Below are 22,461 nucleotides of genomic sequence, written 5' to 3'. Positions count from 1 at the left end.
GTTCCGCCCCGGCCACACGGTGGGCCGCCGCCGTCTGGACCACGGGACCGACGACCGCAGACCGACGACCGTAGACCGAAGTTACTTGGAGAGAGCGCCTTGAACCCACGAAGGAAATCGCCGAGCGCCGTCGCCGTGGCCCTCCTCACGCTTCTCGCCGCCTGCGGGGGGCCGGGGCGGGAGGTCCGGGTGGAGCCGGCCCGGGATTCCGCCGTGACCGTGCGGATCCAGGGGTATCGCTTCGACCCCTCCCTGATCCACGTCCCCGCAGGCACCCGGCTCGCGGTGCGGGTGGTCAACGAGACCCCGGCCGAGCACACCTGGACCCTGCGGGCCCCGGACGGAACGGTGTGGGTGAACCTGGTGCTCCCGGGCGGCGAGGCCGCCCGAACCGTGGTGGACCTCGCCCAACCCGGGGTGTACGAGTTCTACTGCGACCGGACCTTCCACCCCCTGCTCGGAATGCGGGGCGAGATCCGGGCGGAGGCCGAGCCGTGAGGGGAGGGATCCGGTTCGAGCGGGTGCCGGGGGTGGCGCGGCTCGCCGATCCAAGGGAGGGGTTCGCGCCGCGGGCCTTCCCGGTGGAGCTCCGGCGCGACCCGCTGACCGGACGGGCCGTGCGCCTCGGGCATTTCGGGGCGGTGCGGCCGGTCCCCCTGGACCCGGACGCCTACCGCCGGCCGGAGGTGCGGGGCCACTGCCCGTTCTGCCCCGAACACCGCGGCCGGGACCTGCCCCGGTTTCCCCTGGACATCGCGCCCGAGGGCTGGCTCGAGGCCGGGGAGGCGGTGCTCGTGCCGAACCTCTTCCCCTACGTGGCCCACGGCGCCGTGTGCGTGCTGACCCGGGACCACGTGGTGCCCCTCCAGGGGCTCACGCCTGGCCGTCTTGCCGCGGGGCTCGGGCTCGGGGCCGAGTACTGGCGGCGGGTCGGCCGGGCCGAACCGGCGTACCGGTACCCCGTGATGGGGTGGAACTACATGCCGCCCTCGGGGGGCGGGCTCGTGCATCCCCACCTTCAGTTCTTTCGGTTCCAGGTGCCCCCGGCCGCCCTGGCCGAGGCCCTGGCGGTGTCGCTGGCCCGTCCCGGCGCCTGGGCCGAGCTCGCCCAGGCCGAACGGGAGGCCGGCGAACGCTACCTCGGCCGCACCGGACCCTGGGAGTGGTTCGTGCCCTTCGCGCCGGTGGGGCTGTGGGGCGAGGTGTGGGCCCTGGCCCCGGAGATCCCGACCCTCGACGCCCTTCTCGATCGGGGGTGGGGCGACCTTCTGGCCGGCTTTGCGCATCTTCTGGGGCGGTTCGCCGCCCTCGGGATCCACAGCTTCAACGCCGCCCTGTTCGTGGGGCCGGAGGAGGCCGAACCCCTGCCGGCCCAGGTTCGGGTCGTGCCCCGCACGTTCCTCAACGACCGCGACCACGCCCCGGACCTCAACTTTTTCCAGGCCGTCCTGGCCGAACCGGTCTGCGCGGTGTGGCCCGAGCGGCTGGCGGGAGAGTTGCGATGGTACTAATCCGGTCAAGGTACCGCCGGAGGCGGGTGGGGGACTGGTTCCGGCCAGGCGCGAGCGCGGCACCCGGCCACTGTAGGAGCCTCGCCCGGCGCTCCAGCAGTCCCCACGCCCCGAAGCGCTTCCATTAGCCGCGAGGGTAGCAGTAACCGGCTGCTCTTGTTCCGGCGCGGGCCGCGGGGCGGGTTGATGCCATGGCGGCGGCCGGGTAGCCTGGAATCCCTCGCGGGGAGAAAGGGCGAGATGGGGAGGATCGGATGAGCACGGCGGAGAAGATTCAGGAGAAGGTGAAGCGGCTGCCGGAACCCCTGCAGCGCAGGGTGCTCCGGTTTGTCTCGGCGCTCGAAGCGGGTAAAGATCCGGACGAGGCCTGGCGCCGGTTCTCCTTGGAACACGCCCTTCGGGGCCTCGAGGACGAGGACTGGTCGGACCTCACGGAGGAAGCCCTCTCGGAGCGGTGGGATTGAGGCGCCCCGGCGCCGTGGCGCTGCTTCGGTTCCCCGACACGAGTCTCGCCCCGGGGAAGTGGAGACCGGTGCTCCTCGTGGCTCCCACGCCGACTACCCACGAGGATTGGCTCGTCCTGATGATCTCCTCCCAGGTCCAGAGGGCGGTCCCCGGGTTCGACGAGCCGCTTCTCCCGTCGGAGCCCGATTTCCAGGCCACGGGGCTCCGGCGTCCGAGTGTCGTGCGACTGTCCCGTCTCGCGGTCGTGGAGGCGGCGCTGCTCAAGGGCGCGTTGGGCGAGGTCGCCCCCGAGCGGTTCGGGCGGATCACCGATCGCCTTGCCCGCTGGATTCGAACCGGCGGGGTCTGACTACTCGTCCTCTCCGCGGTGCGCCCCTTCCGCCCCACGCACCGCCTTTTTCAACGCGGCCGCGTGGACCTCGCCGGCCACGTGGAGCGGGTTCGTGAGGAACACGTTGGGGTTGGCCTTGGCGTAGCAGTGGAACTGGGTCTCGAGGCCCAGGCGGGGGATCGCCTCGTCCACGGGCAGACCCAGCACCTTCCGGGCCGCCTTCCAGGTGGCCCCGCAGGGGGCCCCCCGCTTCACCTCGATCGCTGCGATCTTCCCGTCCTCGATCTCCACGCAGAACTCGGGCGCCCCGAACGACTCGGCGTACGCCCCCAGCTCCCCGATCCGGCCCAGGGTGCAGCAGGTGGTGGGGGTGTGGCCCCGGGGGAGCTTTCGGCCCGAGGCCACGATGGGTTTCCCGGCGGCCTCGGACCGGTCGAGCAGGAACCCGGTGAGGTCCGGGTGGTAGAGGTGGTCGAGCACGAGGTCGGCCCAGGCCAGGAGCTCGTCCAGGTCGGGGGGGAAGTGGTCCTGGGGATCGTCCACGATCGGCGGGAACGGGCCGTCGACGTTGATGACCCGGAGCTCCAGATCGGGCCGGAGCTCGCGCACGGCCCGGACCTTCCCGGCCCCCATGCCGTCGCGCTGAAAGACGAGGATGTGCTGCATGGTTTGGACTCCGTGGGGACGTTGGGACGTTAGGATGTTAGGACGTCGGGGCGCTCGGTCAGCCCCTTCGCCACGGCACCCGATACCACCTTTCCGGCGGTCTCATTCGGCGGAGGGGAGCCGGCCGTGGCGTCCGGACCGGCGGGCGCCGGCTGCGGCCGGGTTTCCGTCGCGTCGGCCTCGGGACCCCGGGCCAGGGACACCGCGAGCGCCGCGAGGCAGGCGCCGAGCCCCACGGCCATGGCGGTCCGCCATCCCGCCACGAACCGAACCGGGTCCGCCCCCGAGGGGGTCCCGGCCACCCACCGGAACGCCGCCCCCCCGAGGGCGATGCCGAGCACCATCCCGAGATTTCGGGCCACCGCGGCCACCCCGCCGGCCACGCCGAGCCGTTGGGGGGGCACCGCGCCCATGATCGACGAGGTGTTGGGCGGGCTAAAAAGCGCGCTCCCCGCCCCCAGGAGCCCGAGGGCCATGAGCACCGCGGGCAGCGGGGTATGGGCCCCGAGAAGGAGGAGCCCCAGGAGCGAGAGGCTCCGCACCCCGAGCCCCACGGCCGTGAGCTTGCCGTACCCGATGCGGTCCGAAAGCCCTCCGGCCCAGGGGGCCAGAAGGCTCATGACGAGCGGCGGCACCGTAAGCACGAGCCCGAGGGTGCGGGGCCCGAAGCCCCGAAGCTCCGCGAGGTAGAAGGGCAGGAGGAACACGGCCACGAACCCCGAGAGGTAGGCGAGCACCGCGGCCCCCACCGCCGCGGTGAAGGCCCGGTTGCGAAACAGGCCGGGGTCCACCAGGGGCCACGGGGCGGTTCGCTGCCGGGCCCAGAAGGCGACCAGGCAGAGGGCCCCGGACCCGAGGAGCGCCCACACCCGGCCCGACGCCCCGCCCCAGGCCGCGAGCCGGTTTACGCCCAGCACGAGCGAGACGAGCCCCAGGGTCAGGAGGGCGGCGCCGACGCCGTCGAACCCCTCCCGCCGGCTGCCGAACCGCAGGGCCGGCAAGGTGCGGCCCGACCACCACAAGGCCACGAGCCCCACCGGCAGGTTGATCGCAAAGAGGCTCCGCCACCCCCAAACCCCCAGCAAGATACCGCCCAGGGCCGGGCCCGTGGTGAGCCCGGCCGCCACGGTGGTGCCCACGAGCCCCAGGGCCCGGCCCCGGTGGGCCGCCGGGAACACCGCGGTCACGATGGCTGGGGAGCACGCCATGAGCATGGCCGCGCCGGCGCCCTGCACGGCCCGGGCCGCCACGAGCAACCACGCGTCGGGAGCAACCGCGCACAGCCCGGAGCCCAACGTGAACACCCCCAGGCCCCACCGGTACACCCGGCGCTGGCCCACCAGATCGGCGAGGCGGCCGAAGGCCAGCAGGAGCCCCGTGATGACCAAGAGGTAGGCGTTCGGCACCCACTCCACCACGGCCAGCGTGGAGCCGAGGTCCCGCCGGATGGCCGGGAGGGCCACGTGCACCACGCTCGAGTCCAGGGTGGCCATGAACACCCCGGCCGCCACGCAGGAGAACGCGGGCCAGGGGGAGGAGGGTCGCTCGGCGTCCATAGGTGCACGGTGCGGCACCCTCCGACGGCGTGTCAAGACCCCGGGGGCACCGGCGAGGTTGACACGGTCGCTCAAGAACCCGCAGGCTTCGGCCGACCGGTAGAGAAGGCCCTTCCCCCGGGAATGCCCCCATTTTCGCGCATCAGCAGAGGAAACCGGACGGGTGGACCGACACCGATTGAGGCGCCTTTGGGCGCTCCTGTGCGCGAGCGTAGCGCTCGCGGTGTGCTGCCCCGGCGGGGCGCGCGCCCTGGACCTCTCTCCCGAGGAACGGGTCTGGCTCGAGGTCCACGGCGCCGAGGTGCGCTGGTGCCCCATCCCCACCTACGCGCCCCTGGACTTCCTCGACGACGCCGGCCGTTCCTCCGGCATCGCGGCCGAATACGTGGCGCGCATCCAGGAGCTTTCGGGCGTGCGGATCCGGGCCGAGGCATGCCGCGACTGGGCCGACATCCTCACTCGGGCCCGGCGGCGGGAGATCGACCTCGTGGCGAGCGTCGAAAAAACCCCGGCCCGAAGCGAATACCTCGCCTTTACCCGGCCCTACATCACGATCCCCGTGGTGATCCTGGTTCGGCGGAGCCTCGACCGGGACCTCACCCTGGACCAGATGGCCGGGATGCGGGTGGCCGTGCCCCGGGGCTATGCCACCCTGGAGTGGGTGCGGGAGAACCACCCACGGGTGATCGTTGAGCCCACCCGGGACGACCCCGAGGCCCTCCAGGCCGTGTCGCTGGGCCGGGCCGACGCCGCCCTCGTGGACCTGGCGGTGGCGTCCTACTACATCGACCGGCTCGGCATCACGAACCTCCGGGTGGCCGGCATGTCGGGGTTCGAGTGGAATCTGCGCTTCGGGGTGCGAAGCGACTGGCCCGAACTCGCCTCGCTCCTGGACAAGGCCCTGGCGGCCATTCCCCCGGCCGAGCACGAGGCGATCCGCCGCCGGTGGATCGGCCTCATCGAACCACCCTGGTACCGCCGGCCGGCGGTCTGGGGCACGGCCCTCGGGGTCGTCGGGGGCCTCGGGGTGCTGTTGGGGCTGGTCGTCGCGTGGAACCGGGCCCTGGCTCGGCAGGTGAGGGAGCGCACGGCCGAGCTCGACGGGGCCCGGCGGACGCTCGCGGCCGTGCTCGACGCCATGGACGCCCAGGTGTTCGTGGCCGACCTCGAGACCCACGAGGTTCTCTTTGCCAACGCCCGCATGCGGGAGGCCTTCGGCACCGATCCCGTGGGCCGGCCCTGCTGGGAGGTGTTCCGCCACCGCGACGGCCCCTGCGACGACTGCACGAACCCCCGGCTCGTGACCCCGGAGGGAGAGCCCGCGGCCCCGGTGGTCTGGGAGGGTCGGAACCGGGTCACCGGCCGGTGGTACCTCAACGTGGACCGGGCCATCCGCTGGATCGACGGCCGGCTCGTGCGCCTCGAGACCTCCACCGACATCACGGACCAGAAGGCCCTCCAGGACCGGCTGCGCGAGGCCCAGAAGCTCGAGGCCGTGGGCACCCTGGCCGGCGGCATCGCCCACGACTTCAACAACATCCTCGCGGTCGTGCTGGGGAACGCCGAACTGGCGCTCCTGAACCCGCCGGCCGACCCGGGGTTGCGGCGACGCCTGGAGCGGATCCTGGAGGCCTCGGAACGGGCGCGCCAGGTGGTGGCCCAGCTTCTCGCCTTCTGCCGCAAGACCGAGGGGCCGCGCCGGCCCGTGGAGGCGGCCCGGGCCGTGGGCGACGCCCTGGTGCTCCTGCGGGCGGCCATCCCCAAGACGGTGGAGATCGAGGAGCGCCTCGCCCCCGAGGCGGGCTGGGTGCTCGCCGACCCGGCGGCGCTCCAGCGGATCGTGATGAACCTGGTCACCAACGCCTACCAGGCCGTGGGCCCACGAGGGGGGCGGGTTTGGGTCGCCGTGGCGCCCGACCGGGACGGGGTCCGCATCGAGGTGGCCGACAACGGCCCCGGTATCCCGGAGGACGTGCTGCCCCGGATCTTCGAGCCCTACTTCACCACCAAGGGGGTGGGCGAGGGGAGCGGGCTGGGGCTCGCCGTGGTCAAGGGGCTCGTCGAGGCGATGGAGGGCCGGATCGAGGTCGAGAGCGAGCCCGGCCGCGGGGCGCGGTTCACCGTGTGGCTGCCCCGGGCGGCTCCCCCCTCGGGCGAGGAGACCGGGGAAGACGAGGCCCCCCGGGGTCGGGGGGAACGGGTGCTCGTGGTGGACGACGAGCCGGCCGTGGGAGAGTCCGCGGCCGCGATGCTCCGGGCGCTGGGGTACCGGGCCGAGCGGGTGGCCGACCCGGCCGAGGCCCTGGCCCGGGTCGAGGCCGAGCCCGGGGCGTGGGACCTCGTGCTCTCCGACCAGACCATGCCGGGGATGACCGGGGACGAGCTCTGCCGTCGCCTGCGCCGGGCGGCCCCGGACCTCCCGGTGCTCCTGTGCACGGGGTACCACGAGACCCTCGACGAGTCCGCCGCGGCCGCGGCCGGGGCCGCCGGGCTCGTGTTCAAACCGCTCACGGCCGGCGAGCTCGCCCGGGCGGTGGCGGCGGCCCTGAGGATGGAACGGCCGTCCCAGACGGAGGTGGCATCGTGATCCGCCGCATCTCCTTGGTCACCCACTTCGCGTTGCGGTGTTTGGTCTGCCTAGCGGTAGCGGTGGCCGTGGGCGGGTGGGGGGTCACCCGGGCGGTCGAGGAGAGCGCGCTGGCCCGCGCCCGGGACGTCACGGCCGCGGTGGTGGCCCGGGAGATCGTAAAGGAGGTGCCGGCCGAGGTGTTCGCCACGCCCCAGACCGGGGAGCGCTACCAGGCCTTTGCCGAAACCGTGGAGCACCTCACCCTGGGGCCGAGGGTTGTGCAGGTGAAACTGTGGGGCCAGGGTGCGGTGGTGATCTGGTCCCGGCAGGAAGAACTCGTGGGGCGCCGATTCCCGGACAACCCGGAGCTTTGGGAGGCCTTCGAGGGGAACGTGGAGGCGGAACTGAGCGGGCTGGAGAAGTCCGAAAACCGCTACGAGCGGCCCTACGGCCGGCTCCTGGAGCTTTACGTGCCCATCCGGTACGGCGCCGGCCCGGTGGTGGGGGTGGCCGAGGTGTACGAGGACATCTCCCCGGTGCTCGCGGAGGTCGCCCGGCTCAAGCGCCGGGTCTGGGGGGTGAGCGCCGTCGGAGCGGGGCTCGTGTTCCTCGTGCTCCTGGGGGTGGTGGTCCGGGCGGACCGGCGGATCCGGGAGCAGACCCTGGCCCTCGAGCGGTCGGAGGAGCGGTTCCGGACGCTGGTGGAGTCGGCCCCCGATCCGATCGTGGAAACGGACGCCGACGGCCGGGTGGTTTTCGCCAACCGGGCCGCGTGCGATCTCCTGGGCCTCGGGGGCCGAGGCCCTGCGCTGCCCTGTCTGCTCGATCTCGCGGCCGAGGCCGACCGGGAGGCGTTCCGGGGCTGGCTGTGCCCGGCCCGAGGACAGGGGGAACGGCTGGAGGTGCGGTTCCAGGGGGCCGGGGGAAAGGAGATCCCTGCCCGGATCTCGGGCGCCGTGCGGGAAGTCGAGGGCGGGCCGGTCCATACCCTGATCCTCCGGGACCTGCGGCGGGAGAAGGCCCTCGAGGCCTCCCTCGTCGAGAGCGAGCGGAGGGCCGCGCTCGCGGCTCTGGCCGCGAGCATCGGCCACGAGATGAACAATGCCCTGGCCGTGGTGGTGGCGGGGCTCGAACGGCTCGAGGAGGCCGCGCTTCCCGGGGATCTGCGAAAGTACGTGGCGTGGCTGGCGGCGGCCACGGAGGAGCTCTCGATCCACGCCCGAAACCTGCTGGAGCTCGGCAAGCCCCGCCCGCCCGCGTTCGGCGCCGTGGACCCCAACGAACTGGTCGAACGAAACGTCGAGGTGCTCACCCGCTCCGGCGTCCTGAAACGGGTGGCGGTGCGGATGCGCCCCGACCGCGGGGCGCCCCTGGTCTGGGCCGATCCCGCGCTCCTCGACCAGGTGGTTCGAAACCTCCTCATCAACGCGGTTCACGCCGTGGGGGGCACGGGAACCCTCGAGATCGGGGTGCGCCGGCGACCCGAGGGCGGGGCCGAGATCTTCGTGGCCGACGACGGGCCGGGGCTGCCCCCCGGCGCCGAAGAGAAGGTGTTCGAACCCTTCTTCACCACCAAGCCCGCCGGGGAGGGCACCGGCCTGGGCCTTTACATCTCGCGCCAGATCGTCCGGGAGCATGGGGGCGATCTCGCGCTGGAGAACCGCCCCGAGGGCGGTGCCGTGGCCCGGATCCAGCTGCCCTCGGCCCGGGAGGCGGCGTAGGTTCGGCGGGGTGCGGCCGGGGGACTGGTTTCGGCCTTCACCCGACGGTTCATGGGAGACCCCGGAACGTATCCCAGGTGTTCCTCCGAGGCACACCTGGCGCCCCCCGTCGCCCAGGCCCCTCGTTCTTTCCCCCTCTCCCCCAGATTGCTATGCTCGCCGCCGTCCTGTTTCCCGGTGTCCGTTCGGAGGGGGAATCCCCCGGGGGCCCGTGGGGGGCTCCCCGAGTAGCGGGGTAAGGTCCGGCTCAGGGGCCGATAGGGGATCGGAGCCCGGGTCAGGTGCCAGAGGACAGAGGACAGGGGACAGGGGTTCTCTGACGTCTGACCTCTGAATTCTGGTCCCCGATACGGCAGCCGCTCCCACAGGTTGGGACAGCCGCGGATGCTGGAATCACGAAGGATTTTGGATGGTTAGCATCCCAGCCTCCTGGCGTCCCAGCGGGAAGTTCCTTGGACACTCCCGTAGGCCGCGGGGCGGCAGCTCGCAAGAACCCTAACGTTTCGCTTTCGGCCACGGGGTGGATCGGCGCGTCCTGGGCCAACGGACCGGAGACCGCGGACCGCCGACCGTGGACCGAAGTTCTTCGGGAGGAGGTGCGCGATGGCAGTGCGAGGAGAGGTCCTGGACGAGACCGCGGCGCGGGCCCTGTTGGAGGGGGCCGGCGTTCCCCTCGTGCCCCAGCGGGAGGTCGGGTCGGCCGACGAGGCCGTGGCCGCGGCCCGGGAGCTGGGGTTCCCCGCGGTGGTGAAGGGCCTGGGCGCGGCCCACAAGACCGAGGAGGGCCTGGTGCGCCTGGGCCTCGCCGACGAGGCCGCGGTCCGGCGGGCCGCCGAGGAACTGCTGGCCCGGGTTCCGGCCCTGGCCGTGCAGCCCCAGGTCGCCGGCCGCCGGGAGTTTCTGCTGGGCGCCTACCGGGACGAGCGGTTCGGCCCGGTCGTGGTGTTCGGCCTGGGCGGGGTGCTCACCGAGGCCCTGGGCGATGTGGCGCTCCGGGTCGCCCCGGTGGGGGAGGCCGAGGCCCTGGCCATGGTGGGGGAACTCCGGTCCCGGAAGCTCCTCGGGTCGTTCCGGGGCGAGGCCGCCGTGGACCGGGAGGCCCTGGCCCGGGCCGTTGCGGGGCTTTCGCGCCTCGTGGCCGAGCGGCCGGAGATCGCCGAGGTGGACTTGAACCCCTTGATCGCCCGGGCCGACGGCTCGGTGGTGGCCGTGGACGCGCTGGTGGTCCGGGGCGAGCCCAAGGCCGGAGGTGCGCCCCGGCCGCCCGTGGACACCGGGGCCCTGGCCCGGATCTTCCATCCCCGGTCGGTGGCCGTGGTGGGGGCCTCGGCCGGGTTCGGCAAATGGGGGAACGCGATCCTCACGAACCTCCTGGCCGGCGGGTACGAGGGCCGGGTGTACCCCGTGAACCCCCGGGGCGGCACCCTGTGCGGGCTTCCCGTGCTCCGGTCGGTGGACGAGCTGCCCGACGGGGTGGACCTGGCCATCGTCACCGTGCCGGCCGACAAGGTGGAGCCGGCCGTGGAGGCGCTGGCCCGGCGGGGGGTGCGCCACGCCGTCATCGTCTCCTCGGGGTTCCGGGAGGCCGGGGGCGACGGGCCCGAGAGGGAGGTCCGGCTCGTGGCCCGGGCCCGGGAGCTGGGGCTCACCCTCATCGGCCCCAACACCATGGGCATCGTGAACCCCCATGCGCGCCTTTACGCCACGGGCGCCCACGTGCGGCCCGGCCCGGGGGGCACCACCCTCGTGTCCCAGTCGGGGAACCTGGGGGTCCAGCTCCTCTCCTTCGCCCGGGCCCAGGGCCTCGGGATCCGGGCCTTCTGCGGCACGGGGAACGAGGCCATGACCGGGGTCGAGGATTTTCTGGAGGCCCTGGAGTGCGATGATGCCTCCGAGGTGGTGGCCCTCTACCTCGAGGACATCCGGGACGGCCGCCGGTTCTTCGAGGCGTGCCGCCGGGTGAGCCGCAGGAAGCCCGTGGTGGTGCTGAAGGGGGGGCGGACGGGCGCGGGCCAGCGGGCCGCGGCGAGCCACACCGGGGCGCTCGCCGGCGACACCAAGGTGTTCGAGGCGGCCTGCCGCCAGGCCGGGGCCGTGTGGGTGACCCAGCCGGGGGATCTCCTCGACGTGTCCGCCGCGTTCTCGGCCGTGCCCCTGCCCCGGGGGAACCGGGTGGCCGTGGTCACCTGGGGCGGGGGGTGGGGCGTGGTCACCGCGGACCTGTGCGCCGAGGAGGGGCTCGAACTCCCCGCCCTTTCCCCCGGGAGCCTCGCGGCCCTCGACGCCCTCCTTCCCCCCTACTGGAGCCGGGGGAACCCGGTGGACCTGGTGGGCGAGCCCGACCCCCACCTGCCGCGCAAGGCCCTGGAGATCCTCCTCGCGGACCCCGGCATCGACGCCGTGATCCACCTGGGGCTCCTGGGCCGGCGGGCGGTGGTGGGCGCCATGCTCGAGTCGGCCCGGGCGGCCGACCCGGACCGGGACGAGGGGTTCCTGGCCCAGGTGGAGCGGATGATCGGCGCCTTCGACGCGGGCCTGCTCCGGGCCTCGGCCGAACTCATGGACCGGTTCGGCAAACCCGTGGTGGGCGTAAGCCTGGTGCCCGACCCCGAGGCCCGCACCCTCGTGCCCGTGGCCGGCACCGACCGCAGGGCCCTGGTGTTTCCGGCCCCCGAGCGGGCCGTTCGCACGCTGGCGCGCCTCGCCGAGTACGCGGCGCGGCGGGAAACGCCCTAGGCCCCCGCGCCCGCCCCCCGGCGGGCCTCTTTAGCCGCTCAGGGCGTTTCGCACCGCGTCGGCCAGGCCGCGCAGGGTGAAGGGCTTGGGGAGGAAGGGGACGCCCTCGCCCAGCACGCCGGGGGGCAGGGCGGCGCCGGTGTAGCCCGACATGAACACCGCCCGCAGGTCCGGGCGGTTTTGCCGCAGGCGCTCCACCAGCTCCTTCCCGCTCATGTGGGGCATGACCACGTCGGTGAGGACGAGATCGGGCCGGAGGCCCTTCTCCTCGACGAGGAGGAGGGCCTCCCCGCCGTTCGCCGCCAGGGTCACGTCGTACCCCAGTTGGGTGAGCATGGTCCCCAGGAGTTCCCGGATCGCGGGCTCGTCCTCCACCACCAGGATCCGCCCCCGGCCGCCCTCGGGGGGAGCGGCGGGGCGGGCCCGGGCGTCCGGCCGGGCCTCGGCCTCGGCCCGGGGCAGGTAGATCTTGAACGTCGTGCCCCGGCCGGGTTCGGAGTACACCCAGATGTGGCCCCCCGACTGCTTCACGATGCCGTACACCGTGGCGAGCCCCAGGCCCGTGCCCTTCCCCTCCTCCTTGGTTGTGAAGAACGGCTCGAAGATGTGGCCGAGGGTCTCCTCGTCCATGCCGCAGCCCGTGTCCGAAACCGAGAGCAGCACGTAGCGCCCCGGCTCCACCCCCGGGTGGGTGGCGGCGTAGGCCTCGTCCAGGTCGGCCTCCGCGGTGGCGATGTGGAGCCGGCCCCCGTCGGGCATGGCGTCGCGGGCGTTCACCGCCAGGTTCAGGATCACCTGCTCCATCTGCCCCGGGTCCACCCTCACCCGGCCGATGTCCGAACGGAGGTCGAGGTCCAGTACGATGTCCTCGCCGATCAGGCGCCGGAGCATCTTCTCGAACTCCTGCACCAGTTCGTTGAGATCCACGACCCGGGGCTGGAGGGTCTGCTTCCGGCTGAAGGCGAGGAGTTGGCGGGTCAGTTTGGCGGCGCGCCACCCGGCCTCCACCATGGCCTCGACCTTGGGCCGCAGGGGGTCGTCCGGCGGGAGCTTTTCGAGGATGAGTTCGCCGTAGCCCAGGATCACGTTGAGCATGTTGTTGAAATCGTGGGCCACGCCGCCGGCCAGGCGGCCGATCGACTCGAGCCGTTGGGCCCGGTAGAACTGCTCCCGGATGGCCTCCTTCTCCCGTTGCTCGCGGTCGCGCTGGAGCCGGGCCCGGAGGATCGGGGCCACGTGGGCCGCGATCCGTTCCACCAAAGCCACCTCCTCCTCCCCGTAAGGTTCGTCCTTGTTGGCGAGGAGGAGGTTTCCGACGAGTTCGCCGCCGTGGACGAGGGGCACCGCGAGGGCCCGGCGGATCGGCGCGTGGCCCTCGGGCACCGGGGAGGGTTCGTCCGACACCACGGTGCGCTTTTCCCGCATGGCCCGGCCCCACGGGCCGGTCCACTGCTCGGGCGGAAACCGGACCGCCTCGCCCCGGGGTGCGTGCCCCGGCCACGCGGCCCCGGCGAGCGACGGGCAGACCCAGTCCCCGCTGTCGCCGATGTAGCCGAGGACGCCCAGGGGGCTCCCGGTGACGTTCCGGACCACGTCGAGCACCCGGCGGAACGCCTCGTCTTCGGGCGCCGTGAGGAAGATGCGGGAGATCTCGTCCCGGATCGCGAGTTCCCGCTCCGAGCGGCGAAGGGCCTCCTCCGCCCGTTTGCGGGCGGTGACGTCGCGGACGGTCAAGAGCGTGGCCGGCCGGCCGTCCCAGGTGATCCGGGCCGCCCGGGCGGCGCCGATGCGGATCTCCCCGTCCTTCGGGATCTCGATCTCCCGTTCGCCGGCCCCCTCGGGCCACGGGGGGAGGCCCGCGTCCTCCCCGACCCGGAGGGGCCGCCCGAACAGGGCTTCAGCCGCCGGGTTGGCGAAGAGCACCTTGCCCTCGCGGTCCACCAGGACGACGGCGTCGGGGGTCTGCAGGACCAGGTGGCGGAAGAGTTCCGTGGCCTCCCGGTGCTCCCGGGCGAGCCTCCGCCGGTCCAGGACCGACCGGATCCGGTGGGGCAACTGGCGGATGTGGGCCGGGCTCTTGACGACGTAGTCGTCGACGCCCCGGCGCAGGGCGTCCACCGCCACCTGCTCCGAGCCGGTGCCGGTCACCAGGATCACGGGCAGCTCGGGGGCGAGGTCCCGGAGCCGGTCCACGATCTCGAGCCCGGTGAACCCGAGGATGTTGAAGTCCGTCAGGAGCACGTCGTGGCGCTCGGCGTCCCGCAGGGCCGCCACCTCCTCGAACGTGGAGGCCAGCGTGACGGAAAACCCCCCGTCCTCCACCTCGAGGGCGTGACGGATCAGGGCCTGGTCGTGGGGGTTGTCGTCCACCACGAGAACCCGGACGCGGGGCGGGCCGTTCTCCTCTCGTGCTTGTGTTGCCATGTCTCCCACCCTTTCGGCCGACGGGTCGCCGGCCCGGGTCATTCGCCTCCCTTGGGGGGCTTTACGTTGAGGGTGATCCAGTAGTTTCCCACCGTTCGGATCACCTCCATGAACTCGCGGAACTGGAGCGGTTTCACGAGGTAGCTGTTGGCCCCGAGGTCGTAGCTCAACGCCCGGTCCCCCTCCTCGCGCGACGAGGTGAGCACCACCACCGGGATCCGCCGGAGCCCCGGCCGGCGCTTCACCTCGGCCAGCACGTCCTGCCCCGACAGCCCCGGAAGCTTGAGGTCCAGGAGGATCAGGTCGGGCAGGGGGTGGGCCTGCCGGTCGTCGTAGGGGGGCCGCCCCAGCAGATAGTCGAGGGCCTGCTCACCCGTAGTGACCACGTGCACCGGGCTCCGAAGCCCCACCGCCCGGAACGCGTCGAGGGTGAGTTCCACGTCCATCTTGTTGTCTTCCACGAGCAGGATGACGGCTTCGTCCTGGGCCATGGCGAACCTCCGGAAAGCCCCCTGGGCCCCGGGGGGCCCGAAACGCATCACGGTGACACCCGTGCCGGGTGCCGGGTGCCAGAATCCGGGTGCCAGAGGACAGAGGACTGAGGACAGAAGGGCCGACAAGTCTCTTCCGCTAGAACGCTAGGAGGCTGGGACGCTAGGACGCAAAAACATCAGCGATTTCAGCGTCTCCGCTCGTCCCACCCCGTGGGAGCGGCTTCGTATCAGGGATCAGAATTCAGAGCACAGATGTCAGAAACCCCCTGTCCTCTGTCGTCTGTCCTCTGACTCCTGACACGGTCGCCGCTCCCACACCCGAGCCCGGACTCCGGTGCTCCTCTCCCGCATGGTGGAGCCCCAAGGGATCTGCCAACTGCTCTCTGTGGTCTGGCCCCCGGTACGGCAGCCGCTCCCACGGGGTGGGACGGGTGCTGACGCCCGACCCCCTGAGGGTTTCAGCCGCCAAGCCGCCAAGCCGCCTAGCCGCCGAGCCGCCTACCCGTCCAGCCCCGCGATGCGGGGGACGCTGATCCAGAAGGTGGAGCCCTTGCCGGGCTCCGACTCGACCCCGCAGGTCCCGCCCAGGAGCCGGGCCGCCTTTTTCACGAGCGCCAGGCCGATGCCCGTGCCCGGATAGGCGTCGGTTTGATGGAGGCGCTGGAACATGTCGAAAATCTTCTCGTGAAACCGGGGGTCGATTCCGATCCCGTGGTCCCGCACGGCGATGCGCACCTCGTCCCCCTGGGGTTCGCAGAACACCTCCACCCGGGCTGGGACCCCCGGCTCGTGGTAGGTGAGGGCGTTGTCCACCAGGTTGACGAGGGCCCGCTCCAGGAGCCCTGCGTCGGCGAGTACCTGGGGGAACTCGCCTTCGAGCCGCACCACGGCCCCCTCGGCCGCGATCCGGGGGGCGAGGGTCTGGAGCACCCGTTCCAGCACCGCCCCGAGGTCCACGGGCTTTCGTTCCACCGCGCTGCGGCCGAGGCGGGAGTAGGCGAGCAGGTCGTCGATCAAGCGGGCCATGTTGTGGGATGCCTCGATGATGTAGTCGAAGTACCGTCGGCCTTCCTCGTCGAGCGCGTCGCGGTGGCGGTCGGCGATGATCTCGGCGAACCCCTGGATCGCCCGCAGGGGCGCCCGCAGGTCGTGGGACACCGAGTACGCGAACGCCTCCAGTTCCCGGTTCGCCGCCTCCAGGGCCGCCGTGCGCTCGGCCACCCGCAGTTCCAGTTCCTCGTTCAGGCGCCGGAGTTCCTGCTCCTGCTCCTTTTGCTCGGTGATGTCGGTGAAGAAGATCGCGATCCCCTCCTTCGTGGGGTGGATGCGGTTCTCGAACCACCGGCCGTAGGGCGGGTAGTACTCCGCCATCTGGATGAAGACCCCCTCGTTCATCGCCCGTTCGTAAGCGCGGTGGAACGGCTGGCCCACGCCCTCGGGGAACTCGGTCCAGATGTGCTTTCCCAGGAGGTCCTCGGGGTTCCTGCCGAGGAGTTCGCCGGCCCTCTTGTTCACGTAGGTGTAGCGCCAGTTCCGGTCGAGGGCCACGAAGGCGTCGGACATGTTCTCGAGGAGGTCCTGGAGGCTCCGCGACACCTTCTCGAGTTCCTCGCGCTGCCGCTTGGCCTCGGTGACGTCCCGGGTGACCGTGAGCACGCAGGGTTCCCCCCCCAGCGTCACGATGGAGGCCGAGAGGAGCCCGATCACGGGTTCCCCGGTCTTCCGCCGGAGGGTCATCTCGAGGTTTTCCACCCGGCCCTCCCGCCGCAGGCGCTCGGCCGCCTCGGCCCGCTCCTCGAGATCCGCCCAGATCCCCAGTTCCATGGAGGTCTTGCCCACGATCTCTTCCGGGGTGTACCCGAGGAGCCGGGTGACGCCCTCGTTCGCCTCCAGGAACATGCCGTCCTCGAGGCGGCTGATGGTGATGGCGTCGGGGCTGTACCGGAAGGCCAGCCGGAACTTCTCTTCGCTTTCGCGAAGTTGGGCCTCCATCCGCTTGCGCTCGGTGATGTCGTAGGCCGTGCCCCGGGTGCCGGCCGGCCGGCCCTGGGCGTCGTGGAAGGGCTTGGCGTTGACCACCAGATGGATCTCCCGGCCGTCCTTGGCCAGGTGGACCGTCTCGAGGCCCTTCACGGTCTCCCCCTGGAGGAGGCGGGCGAACCGCTCCCGGTCCCGCTCGGCCTGCTCCCGGCGCTGAAACGCGGTGAAGGGCTTTCCCAGCATCTCGTCCAGGCGGTAGCCGAACACCTCCTCCCAGGCGGGGTTCATATAGGTGTACCGGCCCTGGGCGTCGCACTCCCAGATCAGGTCCTGGGCCGTCTCCACGAGATCGCGGTACCGGGCCTCGGACGCCTCGAGGCGCTCCTCGGCCCGGCGCCGGACCTCCTCGTTTTCAAGGAGGAGTCCCACGAGGGCCGTGGCGAGGGGGAAGATGCTCAGAACCGGGGCGCTGATCCGCCGGAGCACCGAGACCGCGACCGGCCAGGGGAGGGTGAGCATCCAGGCGAGCATCGCCAGGTGCACCACGATGCCCAGGGCCAGGTAGCCGGCGAAGCCCAGCCGCTCCGGGTGCCCGCCCGTCCGGCGCCGGAACAGGACCCCGATGAGCACGGAGGTCACGGCCACCGCGGCGCCCGTGTAGGCCCCCGTGCCCCCGAGATGGAGGCGGTAGAGCGCCGCCATGGTGCCCGCGACGGCCCCGGCGAGCCCCCCGCCGTAGAGCCCGGCCATGGCGAGCACCACGGACCGGCCGTCGAAGATGACGCCCGGGGCGTACTGAAACGGGTTCATCATCCCCAGCACGGCGGCCACGCCGAAAATCACCCCCAGCCCCACCCGGCGCCACGTCGGGCCCCATCGCCGCACCCGGCCGACGAGGCCGTAGAGGCCCGAGAGGGCCACCAGGATCGCGACATTGTCGATGAGTTCCAGGTAGGCCGGGTTCATCGCGCCTCCTGCGCGCGAGGGGGTCGGCGCCCACCGTGGCCGGCGGCACCCGGGTCGGGGGCCAGAGGACAGGGGGGGCTGACATCCGTCCTCTGTCCGCGGATCCCCGACACGGGGGTTTTGGCCGTGGGGTGGGAGCGGAATCGTACCACTGATTTGGAATCTATCAAAGGTTTCCAGACCTTGCTCGACCCTGGTCCCGCGGATCGGCGGGTCTTGTCGTGGAGGCTGCCGGGCGGGCCATTACCAATACCTTCAAAAGTATTCCCTGAGGCGGGTGGGGGACTGGTTCCGGCCGGGTGCGAGTGCGGCACCCTTTTCGCCGCGCCCTCGCATGCCGTTGCAGGGTCGACAGATCGGAGCGTCGGCAGCGGAAGTTCCGGAACTTCCAAAGCAATCCAAGCCTGGTGACGCGCGGCGAGGTGAGGGGCCGCACCCGGCTCTCCACCAGCCCCCCACCCGCTAGTTTCCGTAGCAACGACGGGGATCTGACAATACTTCCGTTGGGGTTAGTACAACCCCAGGCGGCGGGCCACGTCCTCGTAGTCCGGGTCCTCGGCGTAGAGCTTCCCGAACTCGCTCCGGGCCCGCGCGCGCTGGCCGAGGGCCTCGTAGGCGAGGGCCCGCTCGTACCGGAGGGCCCGGAGGAGGTCCGCGGGGCGTCCCTTCTTCCGGCGCAGGGCCCGGGTCAGGACGTCCCGGGCGGCCTCCCAAAGCCCCAGGCCCCGGAGCGCCCGGCCCTTGTAGAGAAGGAGCGCGGCGTGGACCGGGGAGTCGTTCTCGACCCCCTCGGCGAGCCGCACGATCCGTTGGAGCGTGCCCGTGTCCCGCCCCCTGGCCTCCCACAGGAGTTCCGCGAGCGAGAGCCGCACCACCACGTCGTCGGGCTCGAGGGCCAGGAGCCGCTCCAGGCACCCGATCGCCTCGGCCCGCCGCCCCTGCCGCTGGTACACCTCCACGAGCCCGAGGAGCACGCCCCGGAGGTCGGGGCCCACCTGGGCCGACACCTCGTCGGTGATCGGGAGGCGCAGGGTGGCCGCGATGCCGTACTTCGAGACGTGGCGCCCGAGGTCCCGGTGCTTCTCGGCGGCCGTGGCGAGATGGGCCGCGGCCTCTTCGAGCCGCCCCAGCTTCAGGGCCAGAAACCCGGCCAGGAACGCCCCGTCGGCCAGGTGGGCGGCCTTCCCGAGGTGTTCCAGGGCCTTCTCCTCGTTGCCGAGCACCAACTCCCGGCACCCGTCCACCAGGGCCTCCTCGTCGTCCGGCGTGACGAGCCGCTTGAAAAAGCCGAGCGTCAGGCGCTCCTCCGGCCGCGGGGCCGGGGCGGCCCGCCGCCCCCTCCGGGGCTCCCCGCCGCGGAGCGAGGTCGTGTAAAAAAGCCCGGTCCCGGGAATCCCCAGGGTCACCCGGTTCCCCCGGGGCCCCACCGTCACCTTCGCCCCCCGGGGCCCGAACGAGAGCGACCCGCCCGACTTGCTCAGGTTCAGGGTCACCCCCGGCGCAATCCGGATCCGCCGCCAGAACCGAAACCCCATGCCCACCTCCTATGCTTCGAGCAGTGAGAACCCTCGGCCGGAAACCCCGTCCGGTTCCTGGGGGCGCCGCTGTGGGAGCGGCGTCCACGCCGCGATCCGGGCCGAAGGCCCGCCTTACCCTTCGTCCTGCCCGGGGAAAAAGCGAGCGAGGAACGCCGCGGCGTCGAGCACCGGGATGCCTTCGTACATCGCGACATTCAGGAGGAACCGGTCGCCGGAAACGACGCAGGCGGCTCCGACTGCGGCCGCGCAGAGGAGAAATACCTCGTCGTCCGGGCCCTCCGGAACGATGGGCGGGCCGGCCCGGGCGGATCGGGAACCAGGGTCACGAGGCGGAGCACCGAGGCGAGGACCGCAGGGGGCGTGAGCCCGAGTTGGCGTAACCGAGGCTCGAATCGGGGCCGTCCCAGCACGCCTGCGAGTTCGTCCATCATCGAGGGGGTCGCGACGGGGCGGAGGTCGCCCCGTTCCGCGAGTCGCACCACGCGCCAAGGCGCGCCGGTCCAAAGAGCCCCGGACACCCAGACGTTCGTGTCGAGGACTACGATCACAGGCTATCGCCGGCGGTTCTCGCGGCGGTACCGTCGAACCTCTTCCGCGATCGCCTCCGCGGGCAGCGGTTCGCCGGGCTCCGCCTTCTCCACGATCTCGGTCAGGGGTAGGGGCGTGACGCGCTTCAGGCAGACCGTGTCCCCGTCGATCCACACCGCGAACCGGTCGGAGGGCCGAAACCGCTTGGCGAGTTCGGGCGGCAGCCGGAGTGTGCGCTCGTCAACGAGTTCCGCGTAGTCCGCCATGGGCCGCTCCTGCGTGTTTGGGGTCCGACAATATTCTGCAGCACGCCCGGCGAGGACACAACGCAGGAACCCGCCACGGAAATCCGGAGAGGGCGGGCATTTCCGTGAGAGCCTGTTCGCGAAATCAGAGAGTGTGCATCCTCGGTGCTACGCCATGTCTCGGCACTGTGAGGGGTGAACTTGAATGCCGCCGGACGTGTGCCTCTCGATAAAGCCGAGGCGGAGTATTGACTCCTATTGACTCCTAATGTCGAAGTATATGGCGACGGAACTCCAAGCCCAAATTGTGCCGGAGGATGGTGTTATAAAATGCTTAATCTGTGCCCCCGCCGCCAATACGAACCGGGAGCCGGAGCCGGTCACGCACTTCCTGATAAATTGGTAATGAGACGTTCTCTGCCACCTCCAACGTAACCGCCAGCCCATACCGGACGGGTGTCAGAATGTCGCCAGCATCCGCCCGGCAACTGACTTTGAAGCTGATCGCATGGCCGTCTTGAAACGGATCTGCCGTGGCACCTTCCAAGACCTCGTGCTGGAGCGTGCCACGCATTGCCGCTCGCCAGTCTGCATTGCAACGGGTTGGTGTTAAATTGTTTTTTGGATCGAGCCAGAGGTGGGCCACGCGGTATCCCCTGCGCCCCGGGTTGATGGGCGTGAACCAAGCCAGCGTTACCGTGAGGCGCCGCCATTCCGCGCGGGCGGAAAGGCTGGGCGGAAGGGGAAAACTGTATTCGTGCGCCTGGCCATCCTGGAGCGAACCATAGCCGAGCACGGTCACGCGTTGATCGGTGCAGCTAACGACGCGCGCCACGTCTACCGACCCGTAACCAAGAAAACGCGCGACATAGTCTTTAAAAGCCCGGCTGTTTCTACGATTTCTCAATAAGTGTTCGTAAATGGCATACATGTCCCCCCACCTGGCCCCGTGGGCTAGGAGTGTCTTCAGCAGCACTGCGTCGTACTCTGCAGGCACGCCGTACGTGGTTCGAAGTTGTTCCAGAACGTCCTCGTAAAGGCGCGTCGCGGCGCGCGACGCCATCGCGGCGGCGTTGCTTGTGCCCCGTTGATATGCGGTCCAGTCTCGTTGATCCGCAGGTCCAGGGGCGGCGACGCGCTGGCCGGGCGGCCGAAGATGAGAGGCCACTTCTAGAGTAGCGTTAGCATGCGTCGTGCCCATTCTTTCCCGATAGAATTGCCGCCCACCCGGAAGCAGGATGTCGGGCTTGACGGCTTTCCTGTAGCCGGGGCCATGTGCATTCACTGGACTGGGCAGGATCGCGCGCGCATACGGGTCAATGAGTCGGTGGTGGGAGGGGAGGGTTGATGCATCGGCATGCAGAGCGCCCACCGTCAAGCCGTTGACGGTTTCGGCCGGGGACAGCAGCCGCCGGTTTCGAGTGTCGCTCGCCAAGGCGCAGACGACCGCGCGCCTCCGATCCACGTCGGTTAGCCGCTGAAGATCGGCGCGGGGAACGTCCAGGACGATCTCTTTCCGGTGATTACCGGCGCTCACGACAAATAATACATTATACTGCCACGCCAGCCAGTCGAGTAGCCGCGCCCAGGCGCTCACTTCTCGGTCCAGCGGACGCGTAGGATCACCGACCGACAAATTGATCACGCGCACCGTGGGGGCAACGGCGGGTTCGTCCCCTTCCCCTTCGAACAGCCTGCGAACTGCTCGGTGAACCAGGTCAACGGGTAGGACCGATTCGGGAATGGTTTCTTGAAATTGTCCACTGAAACCACGGCAGGGCTGCATGATAGGGCGCACGTACACCGGCCTGTCCAGCGGTGAGCCCCTCTCGTTTAGGTCGCCGTGGCAAATGAGCGACGCCATAGCCGTGCCGTGAACCCGTTCGTGGGCCTGGTAGTTCGTTTCGTAGCCATCGGGGTCGTCTACAATGAGGCGACCTTCGAGCAGTCGGTGGTTCGCCAGCGGCATGCCGTCCAGCAGGGCAACCAGTGGTTCGTTTCTTGTCGGCCGCTTCGGAACGGTCTCGGTCCACGGTTCGGCCGCGCTCAGGTCCTCGTACGGCGGCGCCGCGCACTGCCCGACAGGGCGGAAATGCCAGACATCGTCACACTGGAGAAGTCGGATCGCACCCTGTTCAAGTATGGTGTGCACAGCGCGCACCGGAAGGTGCCCAAGGATGCCGTGGTATGCGATTTTTTCGAGGACGCACTGCCCGACTATGACCCCGCCCTCCTCTTCAATGAGTGTGCGAAGTTTTTCCGCAGCTTGGCGCCGTCGTTCTGGATTTTGGCGGAACCACAGTTCGGCCTCGAAGGGCACTAATTCTTGCCCGTGCCTTACGCGACGCTTCCAGTCATCAAGAAGTCCAGTTTCTTCGATCCGATCTTCGACACCCCACGGTCGGATGGTGCGGAGATGTTCGAAAACATACTTGAGTTTGGCCAATCCGCGAGGAAATTTCGTTTTCGGGTCCTCTTTCCAGCGATCAAACAGGCCCTGAATCTGGCGAAGCGCTTGCTCATCGGTCATGAGCAGATAGAGCCTACCCGATAACGGTTTATCCGGGTCTTTTGCATCCTCAAATCCGTCCCCCGGTTCAATGTCGCCGACCTCGAATTCCCCAAGCCATTCCAGACCTCTAATCTTTTGGACGGAGTTGATGAAATTCTCGACGGACCCAACAGTTTCCAGTACCAGCGCCAGTTCGGGTTGTATGCCGACAGCACTGTC

At 70.7% G+C, this 22,461-nt stretch carries 16 protein-coding genes; 7 read left to right on the top strand and 9 right to left on the bottom strand.

What is annotated here, in order from left to right; translation table 11 throughout:
• Positions 1–99 precede the first annotated feature (99 nt).
• The 4 genes from ACYQ8L_RS15165 to ACYQ8L_RS15150 all read left to right on the top strand — a co-directional run bounded on the left by ACYQ8L_RS15165 (position 100) and on the right by ACYQ8L_RS15150 (position 2,325).
• Entirely contained in the window at positions 100–498 is a 399-nt protein-coding gene (locus ACYQ8L_RS15165; RefSeq protein ID WP_459942653.1) for a cupredoxin domain-containing protein, read from the top strand.
• On the top strand, positions 495–1,511 hold the full coding sequence (locus ACYQ8L_RS15160) for a hypothetical protein (protein WP_459942652.1): 1,017 nt from the start codon (positions 495–497) through the stop codon (positions 1,509–1,511). The genes ACYQ8L_RS15165 and ACYQ8L_RS15160 overlap by 4 nt, the downstream gene beginning before the upstream one ends.
• A 254-nt stretch (positions 1,512–1,765) precedes the next feature.
• A complete protein-coding gene (locus ACYQ8L_RS15155; protein ID WP_459942651.1) occupies positions 1,766–1,975 on the top strand; it encodes a DUF2281 domain-containing protein in 210 nt (69 codons plus the stop codon).
• Positions 1,972–2,325, top strand: a complete 354-nt coding sequence (locus ACYQ8L_RS15150; protein ID WP_459942650.1) for a type II toxin-antitoxin system PemK/MazF family toxin — start codon at positions 1,972–1,974, stop codon at positions 2,323–2,325. Before ACYQ8L_RS15155 ends, ACYQ8L_RS15150 begins: the two co-directional genes overlap by 4 nt.
• Here ACYQ8L_RS15150 and dfsP read toward each other — a convergent pair whose 3' ends face one another.
• Positions 2,326–2,973: a DUF166 family (seleno)protein DfsP gene (gene dfsP, locus ACYQ8L_RS15145; RefSeq protein WP_459942649.1), complete on the bottom strand. Its 648-nt coding sequence runs from the start codon at positions 2,971–2,973 to the stop codon at positions 2,326–2,328.
• Between the two features lie 29 nt (positions 2,974–3,002).
• Entirely contained in the window at positions 3,003–4,529 is a 1,527-nt protein-coding gene (locus tag ACYQ8L_RS15140) for an MFS transporter (protein ID WP_459942648.1), read from the bottom strand.
• Between the two features lie 163 nt (positions 4,530–4,692).
• Here ACYQ8L_RS15140 and ACYQ8L_RS15135 point away from each other — a divergent pair, with 163 nt between their 5' ends.
• The 3 genes from ACYQ8L_RS15135 to ACYQ8L_RS15125 all read left to right on the top strand — a co-directional run bounded on the left by ACYQ8L_RS15135 (position 4,693) and on the right by ACYQ8L_RS15125 (position 11,555).
• Positions 4,693–7,116, top strand: coding sequence for an ATP-binding protein (locus tag ACYQ8L_RS15135; RefSeq protein WP_459942647.1), 2,424 nt, complete (start codon positions 4,693–4,695; stop codon positions 7,114–7,116).
• A complete protein-coding gene (locus tag ACYQ8L_RS15130; protein WP_459942646.1) occupies positions 7,113–8,819 on the top strand; it encodes a two-component system sensor histidine kinase NtrB in 1,707 nt (568 codons plus the stop codon). The genes ACYQ8L_RS15135 and ACYQ8L_RS15130 overlap by 4 nt, the downstream gene beginning before the upstream one ends.
• 603 nt (positions 8,820–9,422) lie before the next feature.
• The gene (locus ACYQ8L_RS15125) at positions 9,423–11,555 is read left to right on the top strand and encodes an acetate--CoA ligase family protein (RefSeq protein WP_459942645.1); all 2,133 of its coding nucleotides are present in this window, start codon (positions 9,423–9,425) and stop codon (positions 11,553–11,555) included.
• Between the two features lie 30 nt (positions 11,556–11,585).
• Here ACYQ8L_RS15125 and ACYQ8L_RS15120 read toward each other — a convergent pair whose 3' ends face one another.
• From ACYQ8L_RS15120 to ACYQ8L_RS15090, 7 genes are all read right to left on the bottom strand, one after another.
• On the bottom strand, positions 11,586–13,979 hold the full coding sequence (locus ACYQ8L_RS15120) for a response regulator (RefSeq protein WP_459942644.1): 2,394 nt from the start codon (positions 13,977–13,979) through the stop codon (positions 11,586–11,588).
• Between the two features lie 38 nt (positions 13,980–14,017).
• Positions 14,018–14,470, bottom strand: a complete 453-nt coding sequence (locus ACYQ8L_RS15115) for a response regulator (protein WP_459942643.1) — start codon at positions 14,468–14,470, stop codon at positions 14,018–14,020.
• 501 nt (positions 14,471–14,971) lie between these two features.
• Entirely contained in the window at positions 14,972–17,419 is a 2,448-nt protein-coding gene (locus ACYQ8L_RS15110; protein ID WP_459942642.1) for a PAS domain S-box protein, read from the bottom strand.
• 509 nt (positions 17,420–17,928) lie between these two features.
• Positions 17,929–18,954 carry a DUF4236 domain-containing protein gene (locus ACYQ8L_RS15105; RefSeq protein WP_459942641.1) on the bottom strand — a complete coding sequence of 342 codons (1,026 nt, stop codon included), beginning with the start codon at positions 18,952–18,954 and terminating at the stop codon, positions 17,929–17,931.
• Positions 18,955–19,151: 197 nt separating this feature from the next.
• The gene (locus tag ACYQ8L_RS15100) at positions 19,152–19,505 is read right to left on the bottom strand and encodes a PIN domain-containing protein (RefSeq protein ID WP_459942640.1); all 354 of its coding nucleotides are present in this window, start codon (positions 19,503–19,505) and stop codon (positions 19,152–19,154) included.
• A gap of 3 nt (positions 19,506–19,508) precedes the next feature.
• Positions 19,509–19,751 carry a hypothetical protein gene (locus ACYQ8L_RS15095; RefSeq protein ID WP_459942639.1) on the bottom strand — a complete coding sequence of 81 codons (243 nt, stop codon included), beginning with the start codon at positions 19,749–19,751 and terminating at the stop codon, positions 19,509–19,511.
• 313 nt (positions 19,752–20,064) lie between these two features.
• A partial coding sequence (locus ACYQ8L_RS15090; RefSeq protein WP_459942638.1) for a S8 family peptidase occupies positions 20,065–22,461 on the bottom strand: 2,397 nt, incomplete at its 5' end.

The sequence above is a fragment of the Deferrisoma palaeochoriense genome (assembly GCF_054656955.1).
Note: the sequence above shows the minus strand (reverse complement) of the source record. Positions and strands in the feature narration are given on the sequence as shown.

Bases quoted from the DNA above. Each gene is read 5' to 3' on its own strand.
- dfsP (WP_459942649.1), bottom strand. From the start codon at position 2,973: ATGCAGCACATCCTCGTCTTTCAGCGCGACGGCATGGGGGCCGGGAAG.
- ACYQ8L_RS15155 (WP_459942651.1), top strand. From the start codon at position 1,766: ATGAGCACGGCGGAGAAGATTCAGGAGAAGGTGAAGCGGCTGCCGGAA.
- ACYQ8L_RS15110 (WP_459942642.1), bottom strand. From the start codon at position 17,419: ATGAACCCGGCCTACCTGGAACTCATCGACAATGTCGCGATCCTGGTG.
- ACYQ8L_RS15095 (WP_459942639.1), bottom strand. From the start codon at position 19,751: ATGGCGGACTACGCGGAACTCGTTGACGAGCGCACACTCCGGCTGCCG.
- ACYQ8L_RS15105 (WP_459942641.1), bottom strand. From the start codon at position 18,954: ATGGGGTTTCGGTTCTGGCGGCGGATCCGGATTGCGCCGGGGGTGACC.
- ACYQ8L_RS15115 (WP_459942643.1), bottom strand. From the start codon at position 14,470: ATGGCCCAGGACGAAGCCGTCATCCTGCTCGTGGAAGACAACAAGATG.
- ACYQ8L_RS15125 (WP_459942645.1), top strand. From the start codon at position 9,423: ATGGCAGTGCGAGGAGAGGTCCTGGACGAGACCGCGGCGCGGGCCCTG.
- ACYQ8L_RS15120 (WP_459942644.1), bottom strand. From the start codon at position 13,979: ATGGCAACACAAGCACGAGAGGAGAACGGCCCGCCCCGCGTCCGGGTT.
- ACYQ8L_RS15140 (WP_459942648.1), bottom strand. From the start codon at position 4,529: ATGGACGCCGAGCGACCCTCCTCCCCCTGGCCCGCGTTCTCCTGCGTG.